We start from the raw sequence: 18,241 nt of genomic DNA, 5'->3' as shown, positions 1-18,241 counted from the left end.
TTAGTCATTAGTTATTAGTCATTGGTCATTTGTCAATGGATAGTGGTTAGTAGTTAGTAGCTTATTAATACCCTAGTCCCTAGTCCCTACTCTTCACTCCGATGGCAGTTTGACAATAGTAAACCAAAAGCTTTCTATGGATTGTACGATTTTAACGAATTGGTCGAAGTCTACAGGCTTGGTGATGTAGCAGTTAGCTGCGAGGCTGTAGACTTTTAAAACATCTTCTTCAGCCTGAGAAGTTGTTAAAACTACTACAGGTATTCGCTTGAGAGTTTCATCTGCCTTGATTTCTGCTAGTACTTCTCTACCATCTTTTTTGGGCAAATTTAAGTCGAGTAAGACAATATCAGGGTGGGGTACATCAGCATATTTATCTTCTTTGCGCAGAAACGCGATCGCTTCTACACCATCCTCAACCACACTCAAGTTGACAGAAATTTTGCTATCTTCTAGAGCTATTTTGGTTAATTCTACATCACCAGGATTGTCTTCTACTAACAAAACCTCAATAGGCATGATGTCTGTTGGAGTATTCACGATGTCGTACCTATCCTATCCGGAATTGTGAAGTAGAAGGTGGCACCTTGCCCTACTTCTGACTCTACCCAGATGCGCCCACCATGACGTTCGACAATTTTCTTACAAATTGCCAAGCCAATGCCGGTACCGGGATATTTGCCTCTAGCGTGCAAACGCTGAAAAATGACAAAAATGCGATCGCGATACTGAGCTTCAATCCCAATACCATTATCGCGCACCCAAAAGAGCCATTCTGGGAGTGAAGAGGATGAGTGGGGGAGTGGGGGAGAGGGTATAGGGGTATAAGGGTTTAGGGGTGTAGGAGAAAAAACCTCTTTCATCTTTGGTGATGAAACTTGTTTCATAGCAACTGCCTCCTGCCCTCTATCTTCTACCTCCTGCCCTCTGCCTTCTACCCTAGTTACCCCAATTTCAATTTGTGGTGTCAGTTCGCTCTTGAACTTGATGGCGTTATTAATCAAGTTTTGAAATAGCTGGGTAAGTTGTGTGGCATCGGCGATGACTTGGGGCAAGGCTTCTGTATGGGTGATAATTGCACCGCTTTCGGCAATGGCAACTTTCAGGTTAGCGATCGCTTGCTCTAAAATCAGATTGCAATTAATAGTCTCAAAGGGTTGGGCGCGGGTACTAATGCGAGAGAAGCGTAACAAGTCATTAATCAGGATTTGCATCCGACTTGCACCATCTACTGCATAAGCAATAAATTCATCTGCTTTGGAATCAAGTTTGCTTTTGTATTTTCTCTCCAGCAGTTGTAGATAACTCGTCACCATCCGCAGTGGTTCTTGCAAATCGTGGGAAGCTACATAAGCAAACTGTTCTAATTCTGTGTTGGAGCGAGCCAATTCTTCTCGTTGGCGCACTTCTTGTTCCAACAGTTGTGCTTGAGATAAGGCAATTCCAATTTGGTTTGCTAATTGTTGCAATAAATCAATTTCAAATCTATTCCAATCTCTCGGCTCTACACACTGTTGAGCAATCAGTAAGCCCCAAAGTGTATCTCTAACAATAATTGGTACAACTATGTGTGCTTTTACACTTAAATTCTCCAAAAATTCTCTATGACAAGGATGAAGGTTTGCTGTGGCAATATTGGGGACGACATGAATTCTTCCTTGACGATAAGCTTCTTGGTAATCTTCGTAAAAACATTGCTCTACAAGCTTTTGCGCCAAAATGGAGCTACAATCAGGTACCACAGCTTCTTGCACAACTGTTCCCCAACCATCACGCCCCAATTGAAAAATTAATACTCGATCAGAATTAAGTAGTTTTTGGATTTCTGTAACTGTAGTTTGAAGGATTTCCTCAGTTCGTAAAGATTGGCGAATTTTAAGGGTGATTTCAGCTAAAAGTTGCGATCGCTGATTTTGGTGTCTTAATTCCTCTTCGGCTCGTTTACGTTCGGAAATATCACTGAGCGCTCCTAACATCCGTAGCGGATGCCCCCTAGCATCCCGAATTGCCTTGCCTCTAATTAGGAACCAGTTGTAGCTACCATTAATCTGACGCAACCGTACTTCCATTTGACAGGGTTGGTTGAGCTCCAGATGTTGATAAAGCAGTTCTGCAAATCGCTCTCGATCTTGGAGATGTACTAGTTGATAGAAAAACTCATAGAAATGCCTTTGTTCTTCTTTTGGTGGCAAACCCAGGAATTGATAAAACCGTTTTGAGCAAAAGCAATTGTTATAAACAATATCCCAATCCCAAATTGCATCATTGATAGCATCAATTACTAACTGCAATCGTTCTTCACTTTTGAGCAAGCCTGCCTCTGCTTGCTTGCGCTCGGTAATATCAGTAATTGTGCCAACAAAGCCAGTAATTTTACAACCATTTTCTCTTTCCGCCACTGCCTGTCCAAATACCCAAAATACGGCTCCATCATCACGTTGAAACCGATATTCCGATTGAAATGGCAATAGACACGTTGCATCCAAACTAACTGTATTTACCCATTGATACCATCCACTTGCAACACGCTCTTGGTCATCTGGATGTAAAGCTAGTATCCAGTCTTCTCCTAGTGCATCTTGGAAGGAGAGTCCGGTAATTTCACGCCAGCGTTCGTTAACATAAACAAAACTTCCTTGGGCATCGGTACGGAAAATTCCCACAGGCACGGCTTGGGCAAGAGTGGCATATCGGCGTTCACTCTCGCGCAAAGCTAGTTCTGCTTGCTTGGGCTTCGTAATATCTAAATCTATGCCTGCAATTTGGATCGGTTTACCTGTAGTATCGCAGATCACATGACCTTTTGTCGCAGCCCAACGAATTTTACCGTTAGGTAAGACAAAGCGAAATTCTAAGTCAAGGTAAGAATCTTCTTTTTCCTCGATCGCGCGGATGATCGCATCCAAAACTCTGTCTCTGTCTTGTGGATGTAACAACTTGATGAAAGTTTCAGAGCGCCCGTCAAAGCTCCCCACCTCCATTTCAAATAGCTGTTCTAGGTTAGCAGACCAACTCAACCTTTGCGTCAGTAGATTCCAGTCCCAAGTTCCCATTCCAGCTACTTCCATTGCCAGTCGCAATCTTGCTTCGCTAGCTTGTAGTGCTTGCTCTGTCTGCTTGCGATCACTAATATTAATCCAGTAACCAACGATTTCTAAAGGCTCGCCAAAACTGTCTCGGACTAAAGTCATTTCATCCCGAACCCAGCGATAACTGCCATCTTGGTGCTGAAAACGATATTCATGGGTGTGATGTCCCTGCTCAAACAAAGTAGCTAAGTTTGCAAGTACACTGGCAGCATCTTCAGGATGGATATGCTCTACCCAAAAGCTAGTATTTTCAGTAAATTCACGGTGATTATAGCCCAAAATAGAGCTAACATTATCACTAATAAAGGTAGCAGAAAAATCTCCACTCGGTTGGCAAGAATATATAACCGCAGGGCTAGCGCTCAGTAAGTGTCGCAATCTTGCTTCTGCAAGCTGATGTTGTTCCTCGACTTGTTGCAGCGAAATTACATCTCGCCGCATTTCCAGTTGTGTCATCACTTGCCGTCCTAAAGCTTGCAATGCACTCACCTGTTGTGGATTCAATTGTCGCGGTTCTCGATCCATAACACAAAGAGTAGCGATCGCTTGCCCCTCTGGCGCGAACAGGGGTACACCAGCGTAAAATCGCACATTAAAAGGAGAAGCCACGATTGAGTTTTTCCGCCACTGTGGCTCTGCCAAAGTATCAGAAACAATTAAAACATCATGCTGCTGAATACAAGCAGAGCACATCCCAATCTCGCGTGATAATTCTGTAAAATTCCAACCAACCTTTGCTTTCAACCATTGACGATGTTCATCAATAAAATTGATACAAGCTATTGAGGTGCCACAAATGAGGACTGCTAACTGGACAAGATTGTCAAAAGTTGCTTCGGGTTCAGTATCAAGTATTTGATATTGACGGAGCACTGCTAGCCTTGCCCTTTCCCGATCAATTGGTAGAGCTGACATTAATATTAGTGAAGCAAATCAAATTTTAAGCTTGAAAATAGTAAAATTTAAAATTTGCAAATATTCTAACTACTTAATATTGGCAAATTAAAAGCATAGTAACTCTATTATTTTTTAAGTTACTAAATTAATTTACCGAACTTGATTTTTCACAGGAGTTTCTTTAGATTTTTGTTAAAAAGCGCAACACGAACAAAGGTGCTCAGGCACAGCCGATTTTACGGAAATGCCTCTTCTGGCGTAAGAGAAACCGTCGTCTGATTTGTCAACCAATTCTTGGCAAAGTCAACAGCAGATCTAACCGGAAATAGCCTGGCAGTAGCAGAACCAACTTTCGAGACTTTGACGTGACCTGCTTGTTCAAAAGCTGTACCCATCTCAACAAAACAGTCGTCTTCAAACTCAATATCTGTGTAAAGTTTCCACACTCTCTGTCCTGCCTCCAAAATAGCAGCCCCCTTGGTAACTCGTTTTGCTCTATTGATGCGGTACTCGGCGAGATGAAAGCAGGTGGAACTATCATAGCCAACTCCCAATAACAGCACCCAACCGTTCAAGTCGTAGAGGCGAGCTAGAGGAGAACCCTCTCCAAGAGAGTCGTTTAGAGAGTGATCCGCGATCATGGCTTTAGCGTGCTGCCCCCAAGCGGCAAATGAAACCGCAGGATGAGAACTCCGCAGCACATCAGGCCAGGTTCTGAAAACTTCTACAATCTCACTCATGCCTCGTGTGGGAGTTACCTGGGGGTCAAAAGCTGGCATCGTTTCTCGTATAATTGGCCACCACTCAGCTGGAACTGGTGGTGCTTGCCAATTGGCCGGATCGGAATAACTGGCAGAATGGGTGGGCATTACCAAAGTTCCTGTCGTTGTGACGACATCCATCAGCGCCTCAGTCACTGTAACAGCACCACCACAAACCCATCCAAGTGAACTGAGGGAAGAGTGCACCATTACTGTCATACCCTCTGCCAATCCAAGTTGACGTAAATCCCTTAACAGTGAGGCACGAGTGCGAGGTGATGGTGTGCTTAAAATTATTTCCAGTTCACTCATTTTACGCAGAAAGTATGAAAAAGATACTAACTTCTATAAAAAATCATTAGTTGATTACTTTTTAGCACGGGAAAAGCAAAATCTTTATATTTAGCTTGTACTAGCCCTTGAGCGCTCTAGACCCGTAGCAGCTTCTCGCAGACTAGCACTACTACAAACTAATTATGATTATTAACACCGACTTACTTATCAATATTAATTCCAAGTAAGAACTATGGACTTAATTTTAGGAATTGTTCTGGCAATTTGTATTGGTATTAGCCTGGGATTAATTGGAAGTGGCGGATCAGTTTTGGCAGTACCACTTTTAATTTACATACTAGGTGTACCGCCAAAATCAGCGATAGCGATGAGTTTAGTTATTGTCGGTGCTGTAAGTTTAATTGGTGTTATTCCTCATTGGCAACAAGGTAATGTAAATCTGAAAATTGCCGCCTTATTTTCTCCTACTGCCATGTTAGGTGCTTACATAGGTGCCAGAATTGCCTCACTGCCAATTATTTCTCCTACATTTCAGCTAATTTCTTTTGCGATCGCGATGGTAGTAGCTGCTATTTTGATGATTCGCAACAATAGTAACGAATTAGATAATAGCGATCGCCACAAAAACTATCAGTGGTTGGCAATACCAGTCGAAGGATTAGGGGTAGGAATTCTGACTGGATTTGTTGGTATTGGGGGCGGTTTTTTGATTATTCCGGCGTTAGTCTTACTAGGTAAAGTACCATTTAAAGAAGCTTTAGGCACATCATTAATAGTTATTGCCTTAAAGTCGGTGACAGGATTTGCTGGCTACTTTGGTCGCGTGTTCATTGATTTTAACTTGATGATGTACTTTACTATTGCTGCCAGTGTAGGCACAATTACTGGTGCTTATTTGACAAAATTTACCCAGTCCAAGCAACTAAAAACTGGTTTTGGTTTTTTTATGATTGCTGTAGCGATATTTATCGTCATGAAAGAATATCTTTTCGGTTTGACGTGAAAATAAGGCAGTCCTGATGAAAAAATTTCACTGCCAGGCATGAAAAAACTCACCCCTTACCCCTCTTTTTAGCAAGGAGAGGGACGTCTGACAGGAAGGAGTGAGCTAACTTTCAAGTCAGGAGGCAGAAGAGATAAAGATTTTTATCCTTAATAGTGTGATTAAATCACATGGGTGTCTGATTTAAAAATAGGCTGACGATCGGAGAATTATTAAACAAGAGCGATGAAAAAGGCGATCGCTTCCCCCTGACTTTGACGACATTCAGTCATACATTAAAAATTTGTAAAGGTTTATCACTAGTACAAGTATTCATTGCTTATGTAGTGGATGACAATCCTGACACTTAGTTGTTGAACCAATCGGGGGAAGCGTTAATGGAATTTTTGTCTGATACTGTAGTGCTGTCACGGATGCAGTTTGCACTGACAGCAATATTCCACATTCTTTGGCCTGTACTAACTACAGGCTTGGCAATTTATCTCGCCATTGTTGAGGGAATATGGTTGAAAACCCGCAATCCAGATTACTATTACCATGCTCGTTTTTGGTCAAAACTTTATGTCTTAAATTTCGGTATTGGTGTAGCTACTGGTATCCCAATGGAGTTTCAATTTGGGACAAACTGGGCTCCTTTTTCTGAGGCTGTCGGTAATTTTTTTGGCAGTGTTATTGGGTTTGAGGCTTCTTGGGCATTTATGCTAGAAGCTGCTTTTTTAGGGATTATGGTGTTTGGCTGGGAGCGCGTTCATCCGATCATTCACTTTATCTCTACCATCTTGGTTGCTACTGGTGCCAATCTATCAACTTTGTGGATTTTGACAGCAAATTCGTGGATGCAAACTCCTGCGGGTGGAGAGATGGTAAACGGCAAGTTTATTGTCCACGATTACTTTCAAGCGATTCTCAATCCATTTATGGCGGTGAGCGTGTCCCATATGTTCTTGGGTACACTAGAGACTTCATTGTTTGTAGTTGGTGGGATTAGCGCCTGGTATATCCTTAACAATCGTCAAAGCGCCTTCTTTTCTAAAGCTTTTAAGATTGCCTTAATAGCAGCGATCGCTGTAGCTCCATTGCAGATATATGTAGGACATTTGAGCGGCGAGCAAGTGTATCACTATCAGCCTTCAAAACTGGCAGCAATGGAAGCACAATGGGAAAGCACCCCAGCAGGACAACCAGCAGATTGGAGCCTGGTGGCTCTACCAAATGAAAAAGCTGAAAAAAATGATTGGGAAATTACGGTTCCCAATGCCCTTGGATACATTTTGGAATTTAAGAAAAATCTTTCTGAACCTGTACAAGGACTCAGGGAATGGCAACCCCAGGATAGACCGCACCTTGTTGGTCTAATTTACTACTCCTTCCGTACGATGATTGCCATTGGCTTCTTTTTAGCAGGATTGATGCTTGTCAGCACTTTGCAATGGCTGCGTGGCAAACTTTCTCCAGAAAACATTGCCCAGCAGCGTTGGTTGATGCGTGCTTGGATTTTTGCTGCTCCCCTGGGATATATTGCTGTCGAGTCAGGCTGGATTGTGCGCTGTGTAGGACGACAACCGTGGACTGTTTACGGACTGATCCGCACAGTTGATTCCGCCTCCAATGTACCTGCGACTAATGTCTTAACTTCTTTAATTGGGTTTGCAACTACCTACACAATTTTATTTATAGCTGTCTTGTACTTTGGTAGCCGTATTATCCGTATCGGGCCAAGATTAGACTTGCCAATACCGGGAATGGAAACTAAACCCGCAGTAGAAACAACTCCAGGGCAATTTGTTCCCGATGAGCGTCCCGTAGAAGCACAGCAATAGGAGGTGATATGGAGACGCTAACTTATTTTCTACCACAGGTTTGGTTTGGAATTTTAGCCCTTTTTCTCTTTCTCTACGTCATGCTGGATGGGTTTGATTTGGGAGTGGGAATTTTGTCTCTGACTGCTTCCAATGAAGAACGCCGTGGTATCTTGATGACCAGTTTGAGTAATATTTGGGATGCTAACGAAACCTGGTTAGTACTCATGGGAGGAGGTTTATTTGGGGCATTTCCTCTTGCCTATGGCACAATCTTGAATGCTCTTTACATCCCGATTTTATTGATGGTGTTTGGGTTGATATTTCGTGCCGTGGCATTTGAGTTCCGCGAACAAGCAAAACGAAAATTATTTTGGAACTTTGCCTTTGGCGCAGGGAGTTTTCTAGCAGCACTCGGTCAAGGATTTGCCCTTGGTGGCGTACTGAAGGGAATTCAAGTAGATCAAGCAGGGCATTTTATCGGTACAACTTGGGATTGGTTAAGTTGGCAAACTGTATTAGTAGCTTTGACACTAATTCAAGGTTATGTACTGATTGGCTCCAACTATTTAATTTGGAAAACTACAGGCGAGTTGCAGGAAACCCATTACAAAACAGCAAAAATTGCGGCTGTGACAACCCTAATCGGAGCAATTTTGATTACTATTACAACTCCGATATTTTATGAGTACGCTAGGGAGCGTTTGTTTCATCGTCCTCTAGTTTACGTCTTTGCGATGATTCCCTTGTTAGGAGTCTTTTTGATTTCGCTACTAATTAGGAGTCTATTTCGTAGAGAAGAGAGAGCACCGTTTATTTGGACAATTTTGCTTTTCATGCTCACGTTTATCGGGTTGGCAATGGTTGTTTTCCCTTACATTATTCCGACTCAAATCACCATTTATGAAGCCGCCGCCGATCCTAGTGCGCTGGTATTCATGATTATTCTCATCGGTGCGCTCATCCCGGTGATGTTGTTCTATAACATCTATCAGTACATTGTGTTTCGCGGTAAGGTCACAGGCGGACACTATGGGGAATAATTAACAACAGTAGAGATGCGACACATAGCGTCTCTACAATAGTTTTGGCGTTACACAAAATTATTTTCATAGCCTAAATCAGCAATGCTTCGTTGGTCGAAAATACAATGATATTAACCATCAAGACATTAAGGCACAAAGTAGCACAAGATGCTTATTATAATTAAGTAGATTCTCTGTACTCTAATTCATATCATGTCCGGTTAATCAAACTGAATAAAAATGTTTGCTCGTAGTGAGGACTCTAGTCCTCAAGCCGGGAATGAAGTCCTTACTAAAAACTGTTACTATGGGTGATTTGGCGGACATCATATCACCCTAATGGCCACACGCTCTCGTCCACCTTGATGTAGGATGACGTGTGATGCTTTGCCTGTCTCATCTACTACAAATGTGCGTTGAGCATCTATTAGCTTCATAAAAAACTTTGTTGATGATTCTGGAAACAGTTCAACTCGTTCTTGTCCAATCCATTGAGCAAAAATGCGATCACATTCTTTTGTCACTATCATCACCCATCCCGGCTCCAATTCATATCGCCCGACGTAGGCATCATAAATCGCAGTATCAAGTGCGATCGCTTGTCGTTGCTTAGGTAACTCATAGGGTTCACCAAACAAAATCGCAGCTAAATCATTTGCAATAGCTACAACTGGTGTTGCCACTGCTGGATCGATGTTGGTGAGTACAATAATAGAAACTTGTTCATCTGGATATCTAGCAATGCGAGTACTAAAGCCATCGATTCCGCCACCGTGATACAAAAGCTTACGTTCATAGTGAGTGCATATAATTCCTCCATAGCCGTGGTAATATCCTTTATTATCTTCTGCTGCGCGAATTGTAACCTTGGGTGTAAACATCATCTCCCTAGACGCCTCACTCAGTACTGCATCGGTATAAAGCCCTTGCTCCCATTTGTATAAATCTTCGATGGTTGAGTACATTGCCCCTGCACCCGATGGCCATGACATATCAACAAAATCTGCATTTTGATAAATTTCGCCAGTGAAAATATAACCCGAAGCTCGATGGGGCAAAATCATTTCTTGGCGATCGCAGCCTGAGTTAACCATTCCTAAAGGCTCAAGAATGTGGTGTTGCAGGTAATCGGCATAGGATTTACCGGAAAGTATTTCAATAATTTTGGTGAGTACCACGTAGCCAGAGTTTGTATATTGGTAACGCTTCCCTGGTGTAAACTCTAGCGGTTCACTGCTAAACCTGGCAATCAAATCATCTAGAGTTACCTTGATTTTCTTTGTCTGCTCAAAGTTAGAAAATTCCGTGTAGTTGGGAATACCCGAAGTGTGGTTAAGCAGGTGATGAATAGTAATTTGCTCACCGTTAGGGTAGTCGGGCAAATAGGTTGAAATCGAATCATGCACCTCTAGCAAACCTTGCTCCTGAAGTTGGAGAATTGCTGTTGCTGTGAATTGCTTGGTAATCGAACCGAGGCGGAACTTTGTTTGGGGTGTATTGGGAACATTATGCTCAAGGTTAGCCATGCCGTAACCTTTACTCAACAGTACTTCACCTGCACTAGCAACCAATACCGATCCCATGAAGTAACGATTTGCTAGACATGCTTGCAGATAAGCTGTCATCTTTTTAGCAACAGCTTGATGACTAAACTGTGACTGTTTCCCTTGATGATCCATGAAGACTCATACCAATGCGTGGATTTTGGATTAAAACTATTAATTAATAGGCTATTCCAGAATTTTGAAACCAGACTCCCGCGTGCCAATTTGGTATAAAAGAGCGTACCAGATACAGCATATACCCCCAGGGGCGATCGCCCTTGAGGGTTGAGATGAATGAGCAAATATTTGGTTAAGAAAAAACAGCAATCCTAACTACTAGCAGTAGCAGTTGGCTTCTTCCGCATCCTTTCAAAATAGTCTTCCCAAAATTTCTTTTGAGCGTCTAGCATCATCCGGTTATTTTTTTCTTGGGCTTCCAGAAAGGATTTCACAATTTCTTCTTGGAAATCCAGAGATTTATTAAAAGCTTCTGAGAGATTTTCTTCTCGTTGCATGTTCGGCAAATTTTCCAGGCAGGTATCTAAAAATTTTTTCTGCCAATCGCTAAACTGCTTTTGCCACTCGCTCAATTGCTTTTGGTACTCGTCAAAATAGGTAGTATACATTTGACGTTGAACCGCTACATACCCCATTTTCACTGCTTTGGAGAGGAAGTGGGGCGGTGTTTGCCACTTCCCTGTGAGTAAATACTCATCTACTAATAGTATATGCCAGTGGGATTAGCTTCATTTTGCCCACTTTACAGAATTTTGCAACCACTCGTCATCTATAGAACTTACGCAAAACTCCTCTAAAATCCTCTTTCCTCAGTGTCCTTTGCTGTTTATTATTCCGTAACTCGTGCGTAATACCATTTCACTTTTTGAGTGATTCATATTTAACCCCTCCCAACCTCCCCTTAGTAAGGGGAGGTGCCGTAGGCGGTGGGGTACATCCATATCAGCCTTTTCGTGAAATAGTATAAGTCCCAATCATTAGGACAAACAAAATCAGGGCGATCGCAAAATTTTTGTGGGTATCACAAATCAATCTCTGCTTTTACCAAATCTGGCATACGATGCAGGTGGAAGCCAGCCTTTTCGCAGGTTCTTTGCATAGCTGTATTCTCCGGTAGAATATCGGCAGTGATACGCTTAATGTGTTCATCCTGTCCTACTTGCAGCAGTAGTCTTAGCAATTGTGTACCCAATCCTTGGTATTGAAACTTGTCACTAACCAGCAAAGCAAATTCTGCCTCACTCAAACCATGCAATTTAGTCAATCTGCCTAAAGCTATAATTTCACGCTCATTTGTAGTTAGATTTTTATATTCTGCAACCAGTGCCATTTCGCGATCGTAGTCAATGCAGCACAGACGCATCAGACGTTCGTGAGCAATTCGTTGACTGAGTTTAACTAAATGGAAGTAGCGAAAATAAATACTTTGCTCCGACAACGTTTTATGAAATTTTACAGCTAGCGGCTCATCTTCAGGACGAATAGGGCGGATGATAACTTGTGTGCCATCTTTCAGCGTCCAAGATGTGACATATTGCGTTGGATAGGGGCGAATTGCTATTTTTGGCAGTTCCTCTTCCTTTACATTTGTTGGGTGAAGGACAATTCGCGCATCTAGGGCAACTAAACTAGCAGAGGATTTGATTGTAGAAGCAAACAGGGGATTAATATCAATTTCCTTGATCCAGCGTTGTTCCACCACCAGTTGGGAAAATCTCACCAGTAGTTGTTCAACAGCTGCAATATCCACTGGTAGACGCCCCCTCACACCTTTAAGCGCCTTGTAAATTCGAGTTTGTTCCATCATTCGCCGCGCCAAGGTTGTATTGAGGGGAGGGAGTGCGATCGCTCTATCTTTAAATACCTCCACTAATTGTCCCCCTGCACCAAACAATAATACCGGGCCGAACTGCGGATCGAGACTACTGCCGACAATTAATTCGTAGCCATCGTTGAGGTTTAACATTTGCTGTACCGTCACTCCCAAAAAGTGTTCTGCCCCTACTTTTTCTCTTACAGAAGATTCAATAGCGTGGTAAGCCCAGCGCACAGCTTGGGCATCCATAAGATTTAACTGCACGCCTCCAACATCAGTTTTATGGGTAATTGTCTTCGATAAAAGTTTGAGTACTACTGGATAACCAAGGGAATTAGCACAATCAACGGCTTCATCTATTGTGGCAGCCACGCAGACTTGCACAGTAGGAATACCATAGGCTTCTAGGATTTGTTTTGATTCCATCTCTGTGAGAATGGTTCGCCCTGCCTGACGGGCTATTGCTATTAACTTTTCAGCAAAGTTGCGATCAGGTAATTTATCCCATTTTTCTACTAGCACCGGAGTTTCATAGATGCCACGTAAGTTATATGTGTACTGCCACATATAAGTAAATACACGTGCTGCCGAATCTGGATAGGGATAAGTGGAAATACTAGCACGATTGAGAATCGCTTCTCCTGCCATTACCTCTGCTCCCCCCATCCAACTTGCCAGGATCGGTTTACCTTTTAGTGATGTATCATGAAGCGCCTCTACACAAGATTTTAGCCGTTCAGCAGTTTGGGTAGGATCAGTCATTGCTTGGGGTGTGAGAATCACCAAAAAACCATCGCTATGAGGATCTTTGGCAGCAATTTCTAGAGTTTTGGCATAGCGTTCTGGCTCGGCATCTCCCAAAATGTCGATTGGATTACTGCGACTCCAATAAGGAGGCAAAAATTCATTACCTGCGGCAATCGTATCTGTAGAAAGTTCTGCCAGTTCTCCACCTGTGCTAATCAGACAATCAGTTGCCAATACACCCGGCCCACCTGCATTGGTGATAATAGTTAAGCGTGGGCCTTTGGGACGAGGCTGTTTTGCCAGCACCTCTGCCATGTTAAACAATTCAGAAATTCTAGTGACTCTCAACACCCCACTACGCCGAAAAGCAGCATCCAGTACTTCATCACTGCCGGTGAGCGCCCCTGTATGAGAAGCCGAGGCTTTAGCAGCTGCCTCTGTTCGACCTCCTTTAATGATAATAATGGGCTTAGTTAGTGCTACCTCACGAGCCGCAGATAGAAATGAGCGTGCATCTCCTATGGACTCCATGTAAATAACTATACTGCTAGTACGTGGATCGTCACCAAGATAGTAAATTAAATCGCCCCAACCCACATCCAGCATTGAGCCAATAGACACAAAAGCACTAAAACCAACATTTTCTCGCAAGCTCCAGTCCAAAATAGATGTGCAGAGTGCGCCACTCTGACTGATAAAGCCTACCCTACCCGGACGGGCGATCGCGCTAGCAAAAGTTGCATTCAGTCCCGTATGAGGATTCATTACCCCCAAACAATTAGGGCCGATAATTCTGAGTTTACCTTTGCGAGCTTCCTGTAAAATTTGTTGCTCTAGTTGTATTCCAGGTTCACCAATTTCCTTAAAGCCAGCAGAAATGATGACTGCACTTTTTACTCCAGCTTCTACACACTGCCGCACTATGCCAGGAACTGTTGAGGCGGGTGTGGCTATCACTGCCAAATCTACAGGTTCTGGTACTTCTGCAATATTTTTGTAAGCTTTAATACCCATTACACTGTGGTGTTTGGGATTTACGGGAAATACTGTGCCACCGAAGGGGTTGCTGATTAAGTTCCACAGCAAGGTACGTCCTACACTTCCAGGCGAGTCGCTCGCACCTATGATAGCAACTGTCTCCGGTAAAAAAATAGAACTGAGAGGTTGACGCTCGGAACGTAGAATATCGTAGGTGAGATCGGTTTTAAACTTACTGCCCGATTGCATATGGCTGAAATTCCTTAATCAGGAAACCCTTGTAAAGCTTATAAATCCAGATGGTAGGTTAAAAGAAACAGTTGAGGAAATTGTGAGGAAATTTAACAAAAGTGCTGTTCTGATTGCATGAGTGAGCGTTTAGAGATTTTTTATACTCGATAAAGTCTGGTTCAAACGGCTGTATCGGCGGTTTCTATCAACTTAACTCCACCATATTCTCATTACTTTGTCGTGTGAATGCGATCGCCCTTCAGATGAATCGATAAATGGTGGGTTTAGGCTTGCGCCCAACCCACCCCACAGATAAACAAAACTTGTCTCTTACCTAAATCCGCGACTTGACAAATTTCTCTAACCTATCCATCCCCTTTTCAATAGTTGCTAAATCGGTTGCGTAGGAGAGGCGAATGTTGTCATCTGCACCAAAAGCAATACCAGGAATGACTGCAACTTGCTGTTCTCCTAGTAAAGCATCACAAAAATCTAGAGATTTAAGTCCCGTTTTACTGATGTCGGGGAACAGATAAAACGCGCCATCTGGTTGAGGACAACTCAATCCTGGAATAGCATTGAGCCTTTCTAGCATGACCTGACGGCGTTTAGCAAACGCTTGGCGCATTTCTTCGACACAGTCTTGAGAATCTTCTAAAGCAGCGATCGCACCATATTGGGCAAAGGTGCATACATTGGAAGTGCTGTGGCTTTGGATGGTAATTGTAGCTTTAATTACATCAATTGGCCCTGCTAAATAACCTATACGCCAGCCCGTCATCGAGTAAGCTTTGGCAAAACCGTTGCTAATAATTGTGCGAGCAAATATTTCGTCTCCCAAGGAACCAATTGTCACGTGTTTTGCGCCGTCATAGAGAATCTTTTCGTAAATCTCGTCAGATACAACCAAAATATCTGCTTCCACTACTACTTCCGCCAGTGCCTTAATTTCTTCTGGCGTATACACCATGCCCGTAGGGTTAGACGGCGAGTTGAGGATAAATAACTTTGTCTTGGGAGTAATTGACTTTCGCAATTGGTCAGGAGTAATTTTATATCCTGTAGAGGCATCTGTAGGAACAATTACAGAAGTACCACCTGCTAGCGTCACCATTTCAGGATAGCTTAACCAATAAGGAGCAGGAATAATTACCTCATCACCTGGTTCAATTGCTGCCAGCATCAAATTGAACAGAGAATGTTTGCCACCATTAGTAACAATGACATTTTCTGCTTTATAATTCAGACCATTATCGGTTCTTAGTTTTTTGGCGATCGCTTCTCTCAGTTTTGGTTCTCCAGAAGCTGGCCCGTACTTGGTTTTCCCTTCCTGTAAAGCCTTTTGGGCTGCGGCTTTGATGTGCGCCGGAGTATCGAAATCTGGTTCACCAGCACTAAAACTACAAACATCAATTCCTTCTGCCTTCATTGCCTTAGCTTTCGCTGCGATGGCTAAGGTTATAGAAGGTGTCACTTGACTTACTCTTCCTGCCAGCTTCATCGTCACTAAAATGATCCGTAAATAGGTGTAAAATACATTCAGAATCAGGATTCAAATCCCTAACAGCAATTGAAATAGAAGATTTCTTGCGATAAAGTTCTCAACTATTCCAGAATATCTCACAATCTCGATCGAGAATTTGCTGTCTTGTCATGATTTCATGAAATAAGGGATATCACCCCTCATCTGATTTCATCTGAAAAATGCTATCCACGGCACGCTGAGAAGATAAGCTTCGTTATAGTTCAAAATTTACGGTGGGTTACGGCTTGCGCCTAACCCACCCTACTGGCTACTAGAGAGAATTTAGATGATCAGGCGATCGCAGAAGCACCACTTTTTGAAAAACAAGGCAACTTTATCTATCGTCCTAATTCCACACAATTGCACTCTCTGCGTTGCTATCTGGGTATCATCAAAGCCATTCTCAGCAATCGTTGGAGGAACCCTACACGGTGAATTTTGCTTTAGGGGTTGTGCGTTCGTGGGGTTTATCGCGAAGTCAGGATGCAGAACAAAAGAGAAACTGGGGATTGGGGACTAGGGATTAGGAACCTAGTACCCAATACTCGATACCCAAAGAAGTCGCCAGTTTCCCTGGCTTCCTAGCTTGCGAGGCTCGATTCCGCACCTTTCTTGCGAAGCCGAGGCTAGCAGAGTGGAAAAGCATTGAGCCAATGCTGGGCATCTCTATTGCTCGGTCGCACCTGGAAAATGTTGTATTTTAAGAATTTTATTTCAAATCCAGAAAATTTTTAGTTACTCTAAATATAAAATCTGCATTTATATGTTTTGGGGTATAATTGGGAGTTAATTGTAGATTTTCACCCGATTCTAATACTAGAAGAACCTGAAAAAAGTGTTCGTCTATACTGGTATCAATCTTTTCAAGTTTAACAGCAGTAATTTCATTTAAAGAATATTGAAAAACGGTTTTTCCTAATATTCAAAACCACCTGTAACGGCTAAGTTTTACAGTGTTTGTTTCTTTATCAAAATGACAAGTGATAAATAAACCTGCTGAGGCTACTAGCAATGTTAATAGTCCGCAGAATAAAGTAATAATCAATATAATGTAACCAATAGAAGTATCATCAAGCATAACTGCTAAATTATTCTCTAGAGGATTTGTTAAAAAATTATTAATTATTAACACTGTTGATTGTAATTGTTCGAGTTGAAATTTTGTATATGTTTTGCGTGTAAAATCTTCCCCACATTACACGACTTTTGGCTGGGCGATCGCTCCTTAATAAAAGCTGTTTATGTTTCAATGTCTTTATACCTTTGATGAACCTGATGAAGAATATTTAAACAGCTTGAGCTTAAGTCCAGATGGAATTCTTCTAGTAGGCTGTTTTCATAATCTTGTGAAGGTTTGGGATTTAACAACTGGGAATATTAATCATTCATTTGAACTGCGCGGAGATCGGTATGGTCACTCTAATACTTTGGTAAATCCAGATTGGAAAACCATTATTAGCAATGACAGATATGGTAATCTCAGAACTTATGACCTTTGGACAGGAGAGGAAGTCTTCTGTTTTCAAGGAGAAAACAGTGCTTTAGCATTTTCTCCTGATGGAAAAGTATTATTTTCAGCCACGAGCAAAGCTCATCATAGTAGCAATGCCAGGATTGAAATTAATGTTATTGAATTCTCAACAGGACAATTACTCCGCACTCTGCTATTTGCAAATGTATATCTTCCAGTTCGCTGTCTACTACCTAGCCCAGATGGTAGTATTTTGGCTGCTCAAACATTTGATTTACTAACTCAAGTTTGGGATTGGCAAAATGGGCAAGTTATAAGCGTATTTAATGCTTTACCTACAAGTTCTTCCCTTCACTTGGGCAATTGTGTTTGTAGGCATTGGCTTGATGCAGTTGCAACTCGCCCAAATAGCCAAATTATTGCTGCCGTGGCACAAAGAGACAAACTTAATGAACAAACAACAGTTGGCATTTGGGATATACAAACAACGGAAACACTTTATACACTTGGGATTAGCCAGCGCGAACCTCATTCGGGTATGCCTCATAGTGCGATGACACCCGATGGTTCGCTGCTTGCGGTTGGCAATATTAACTCTATTGAAATTTGGGATTTGGAGAGTAGGCAGCAGCTTTGTGTACTTGATGGGCATCAGTCTAGGATTGACTATCTCACAATCAGCCTAGATGGAAAAATTATTATCAGCCATGCGTCTGGTGACAGCATCAAAGTTTGGCATAGTAATGGGACTTGCTGTGATCTAACAACTGTATTGCCGCAAATAAATTAAAGCCTTTAATAAGGCAGGACAGGAACAACTGCACACACTCTTCAAAAAACGATCGCTGCCAATGTCGCGCAAGGAAGTTACTCAGCATTACCCAAAAGAAATGCTTATGATAAGCCGTCTATAGTTTTGACATCACAAGTATTTCTTAATTTTTGATTTCTGCTGATTGAGCGATCGCTAATCTGTAGTTGATTGCTCTTTGCCAGATCATTCCAAGGATAAGTTGTCAAATTGATATTACATGATTGAATTT

11 protein-coding genes and 1 pseudogene are annotated in these 18,241 nt (G+C 42.3%); 5 read left to right on the top strand and 7 right to left on the bottom strand.

Annotated features, from left to right (window positions below; all coding sequences use genetic code 11):
- Positions 1-93: 93 nt before the first annotated feature.
- The 3 genes from QUB80_RS11780 to QUB80_RS11770 all read right to left on the bottom strand — a co-directional run bounded on the left by QUB80_RS11780 (position 94) and on the right by QUB80_RS11770 (position 5,059).
- Positions 94-540, bottom strand: a complete 447-nt coding sequence (locus QUB80_RS11780) for a response regulator (protein ID WP_289789690.1) — start codon at positions 538-540, stop codon at positions 94-96.
- The gene (locus tag QUB80_RS11775) at positions 537-4,004 is read right to left on the bottom strand and encodes a PAS domain-containing protein (protein ID WP_289789689.1); all 3,468 of its coding nucleotides are present in this window, start codon (positions 4,002-4,004) and stop codon (positions 537-539) included. The genes QUB80_RS11780 and QUB80_RS11775 overlap by 4 nt, the downstream gene beginning before the upstream one ends.
- A gap of 218 nt (positions 4,005-4,222) precedes the next feature.
- Complete coding sequence (locus QUB80_RS11770; protein WP_289789688.1) at positions 4,223-5,059, bottom strand: AAC(3) family N-acetyltransferase; 837 nt, start codon at positions 5,057-5,059, stop codon at positions 4,223-4,225.
- Positions 5,060-5,273: 214 nt separating this feature from the next.
- On the opposite strand from QUB80_RS11770, the gene QUB80_RS11765 reads away from it, so the two are divergent.
- The 3 genes from QUB80_RS11765 to cydB all read left to right on the top strand — a co-directional run bounded on the left by QUB80_RS11765 (position 5,274) and on the right by cydB (position 8,886).
- A complete protein-coding gene (locus QUB80_RS11765; RefSeq protein ID WP_289789687.1) occupies positions 5,274-6,044 on the top strand; it encodes a sulfite exporter TauE/SafE family protein in 771 nt (256 codons plus the stop codon).
- 377 nt (positions 6,045-6,421) lie between these two features.
- Positions 6,422-7,864 (top strand): cytochrome ubiquinol oxidase subunit I, encoded by a 1,443-nt coding sequence (locus QUB80_RS11760; RefSeq protein WP_289789686.1) that lies wholly within the window; start codon positions 6,422-6,424, stop codon positions 7,862-7,864.
- Between the two features lie 8 nt (positions 7,865-7,872).
- Entirely contained in the window at positions 7,873-8,886 is a 1,014-nt protein-coding gene (cydB, locus tag QUB80_RS11755; protein WP_289789685.1) for a cytochrome d ubiquinol oxidase subunit II, read from the top strand.
- A 308-nt stretch (positions 8,887-9,194) separates the two neighbouring features.
- Here the strand turns inward: cydB and QUB80_RS11750 are convergent, their stop codons facing one another.
- The 4 genes from QUB80_RS11750 to QUB80_RS11735 all read right to left on the bottom strand — a co-directional run bounded on the left by QUB80_RS11750 (position 9,195) and on the right by QUB80_RS11735 (position 15,703).
- The gene (locus QUB80_RS11750; RefSeq protein WP_289789684.1) at positions 9,195-10,547 is read right to left on the bottom strand and encodes a serine hydrolase; all 1,353 of its coding nucleotides are present in this window, start codon (positions 10,545-10,547) and stop codon (positions 9,195-9,197) included.
- A gap of 194 nt (positions 10,548-10,741) precedes the next feature.
- Entirely contained in the window at positions 10,742-11,038 is a 297-nt protein-coding gene (locus QUB80_RS11745) for a thylakoid-associated protein (RefSeq protein ID WP_289789683.1), read from the bottom strand.
- 413 nt (positions 11,039-11,451) lie between these two features.
- Entirely contained in the window at positions 11,452-14,220 is a 2,769-nt protein-coding gene (locus QUB80_RS11740) for a bifunctional acetate--CoA ligase family protein/GNAT family N-acetyltransferase (RefSeq protein ID WP_289789682.1), read from the bottom strand.
- Positions 14,221-14,536: 316 nt separating this feature from the next.
- Positions 14,537-15,703 (bottom strand): pyridoxal phosphate-dependent aminotransferase, encoded by a 1,167-nt coding sequence (locus QUB80_RS11735; RefSeq protein ID WP_289789887.1) that lies wholly within the window; start codon positions 15,701-15,703, stop codon positions 14,537-14,539.
- A 291-nt stretch (positions 15,704-15,994) separates the two neighbouring features.
- On the opposite strand from QUB80_RS11735, the pseudogene QUB80_RS35215 reads away from it, so the two are divergent.
- Both QUB80_RS35215 and QUB80_RS11730 read left to right on the top strand, forming a co-directional pair.
- Positions 15,995-16,254: pseudogene (locus QUB80_RS35215) on the top strand (hypothetical protein); the annotation flags it as partial.
- Between the two features lie 714 nt (positions 16,255-16,968).
- A complete protein-coding gene (locus QUB80_RS11730) occupies positions 16,969-17,988 on the top strand; it encodes a WD40 repeat domain-containing protein (RefSeq protein WP_289789681.1) in 1,020 nt (339 codons plus the stop codon).
- Positions 17,989-18,241: the final 253 nt, after the last annotated feature.

Origin of the sequence: Chlorogloeopsis sp. ULAP01 (assembly GCF_030381805.1) — a bacterium.
Lineage (GTDB): Bacteria > Cyanobacteriota > Cyanobacteriia > Cyanobacteriales > Nostocaceae > Chlorogloeopsis.
The sequence above is the reverse complement of the archived record's forward strand: the minus strand, read 5'-3'. Positions and strand labels throughout refer to the sequence as shown.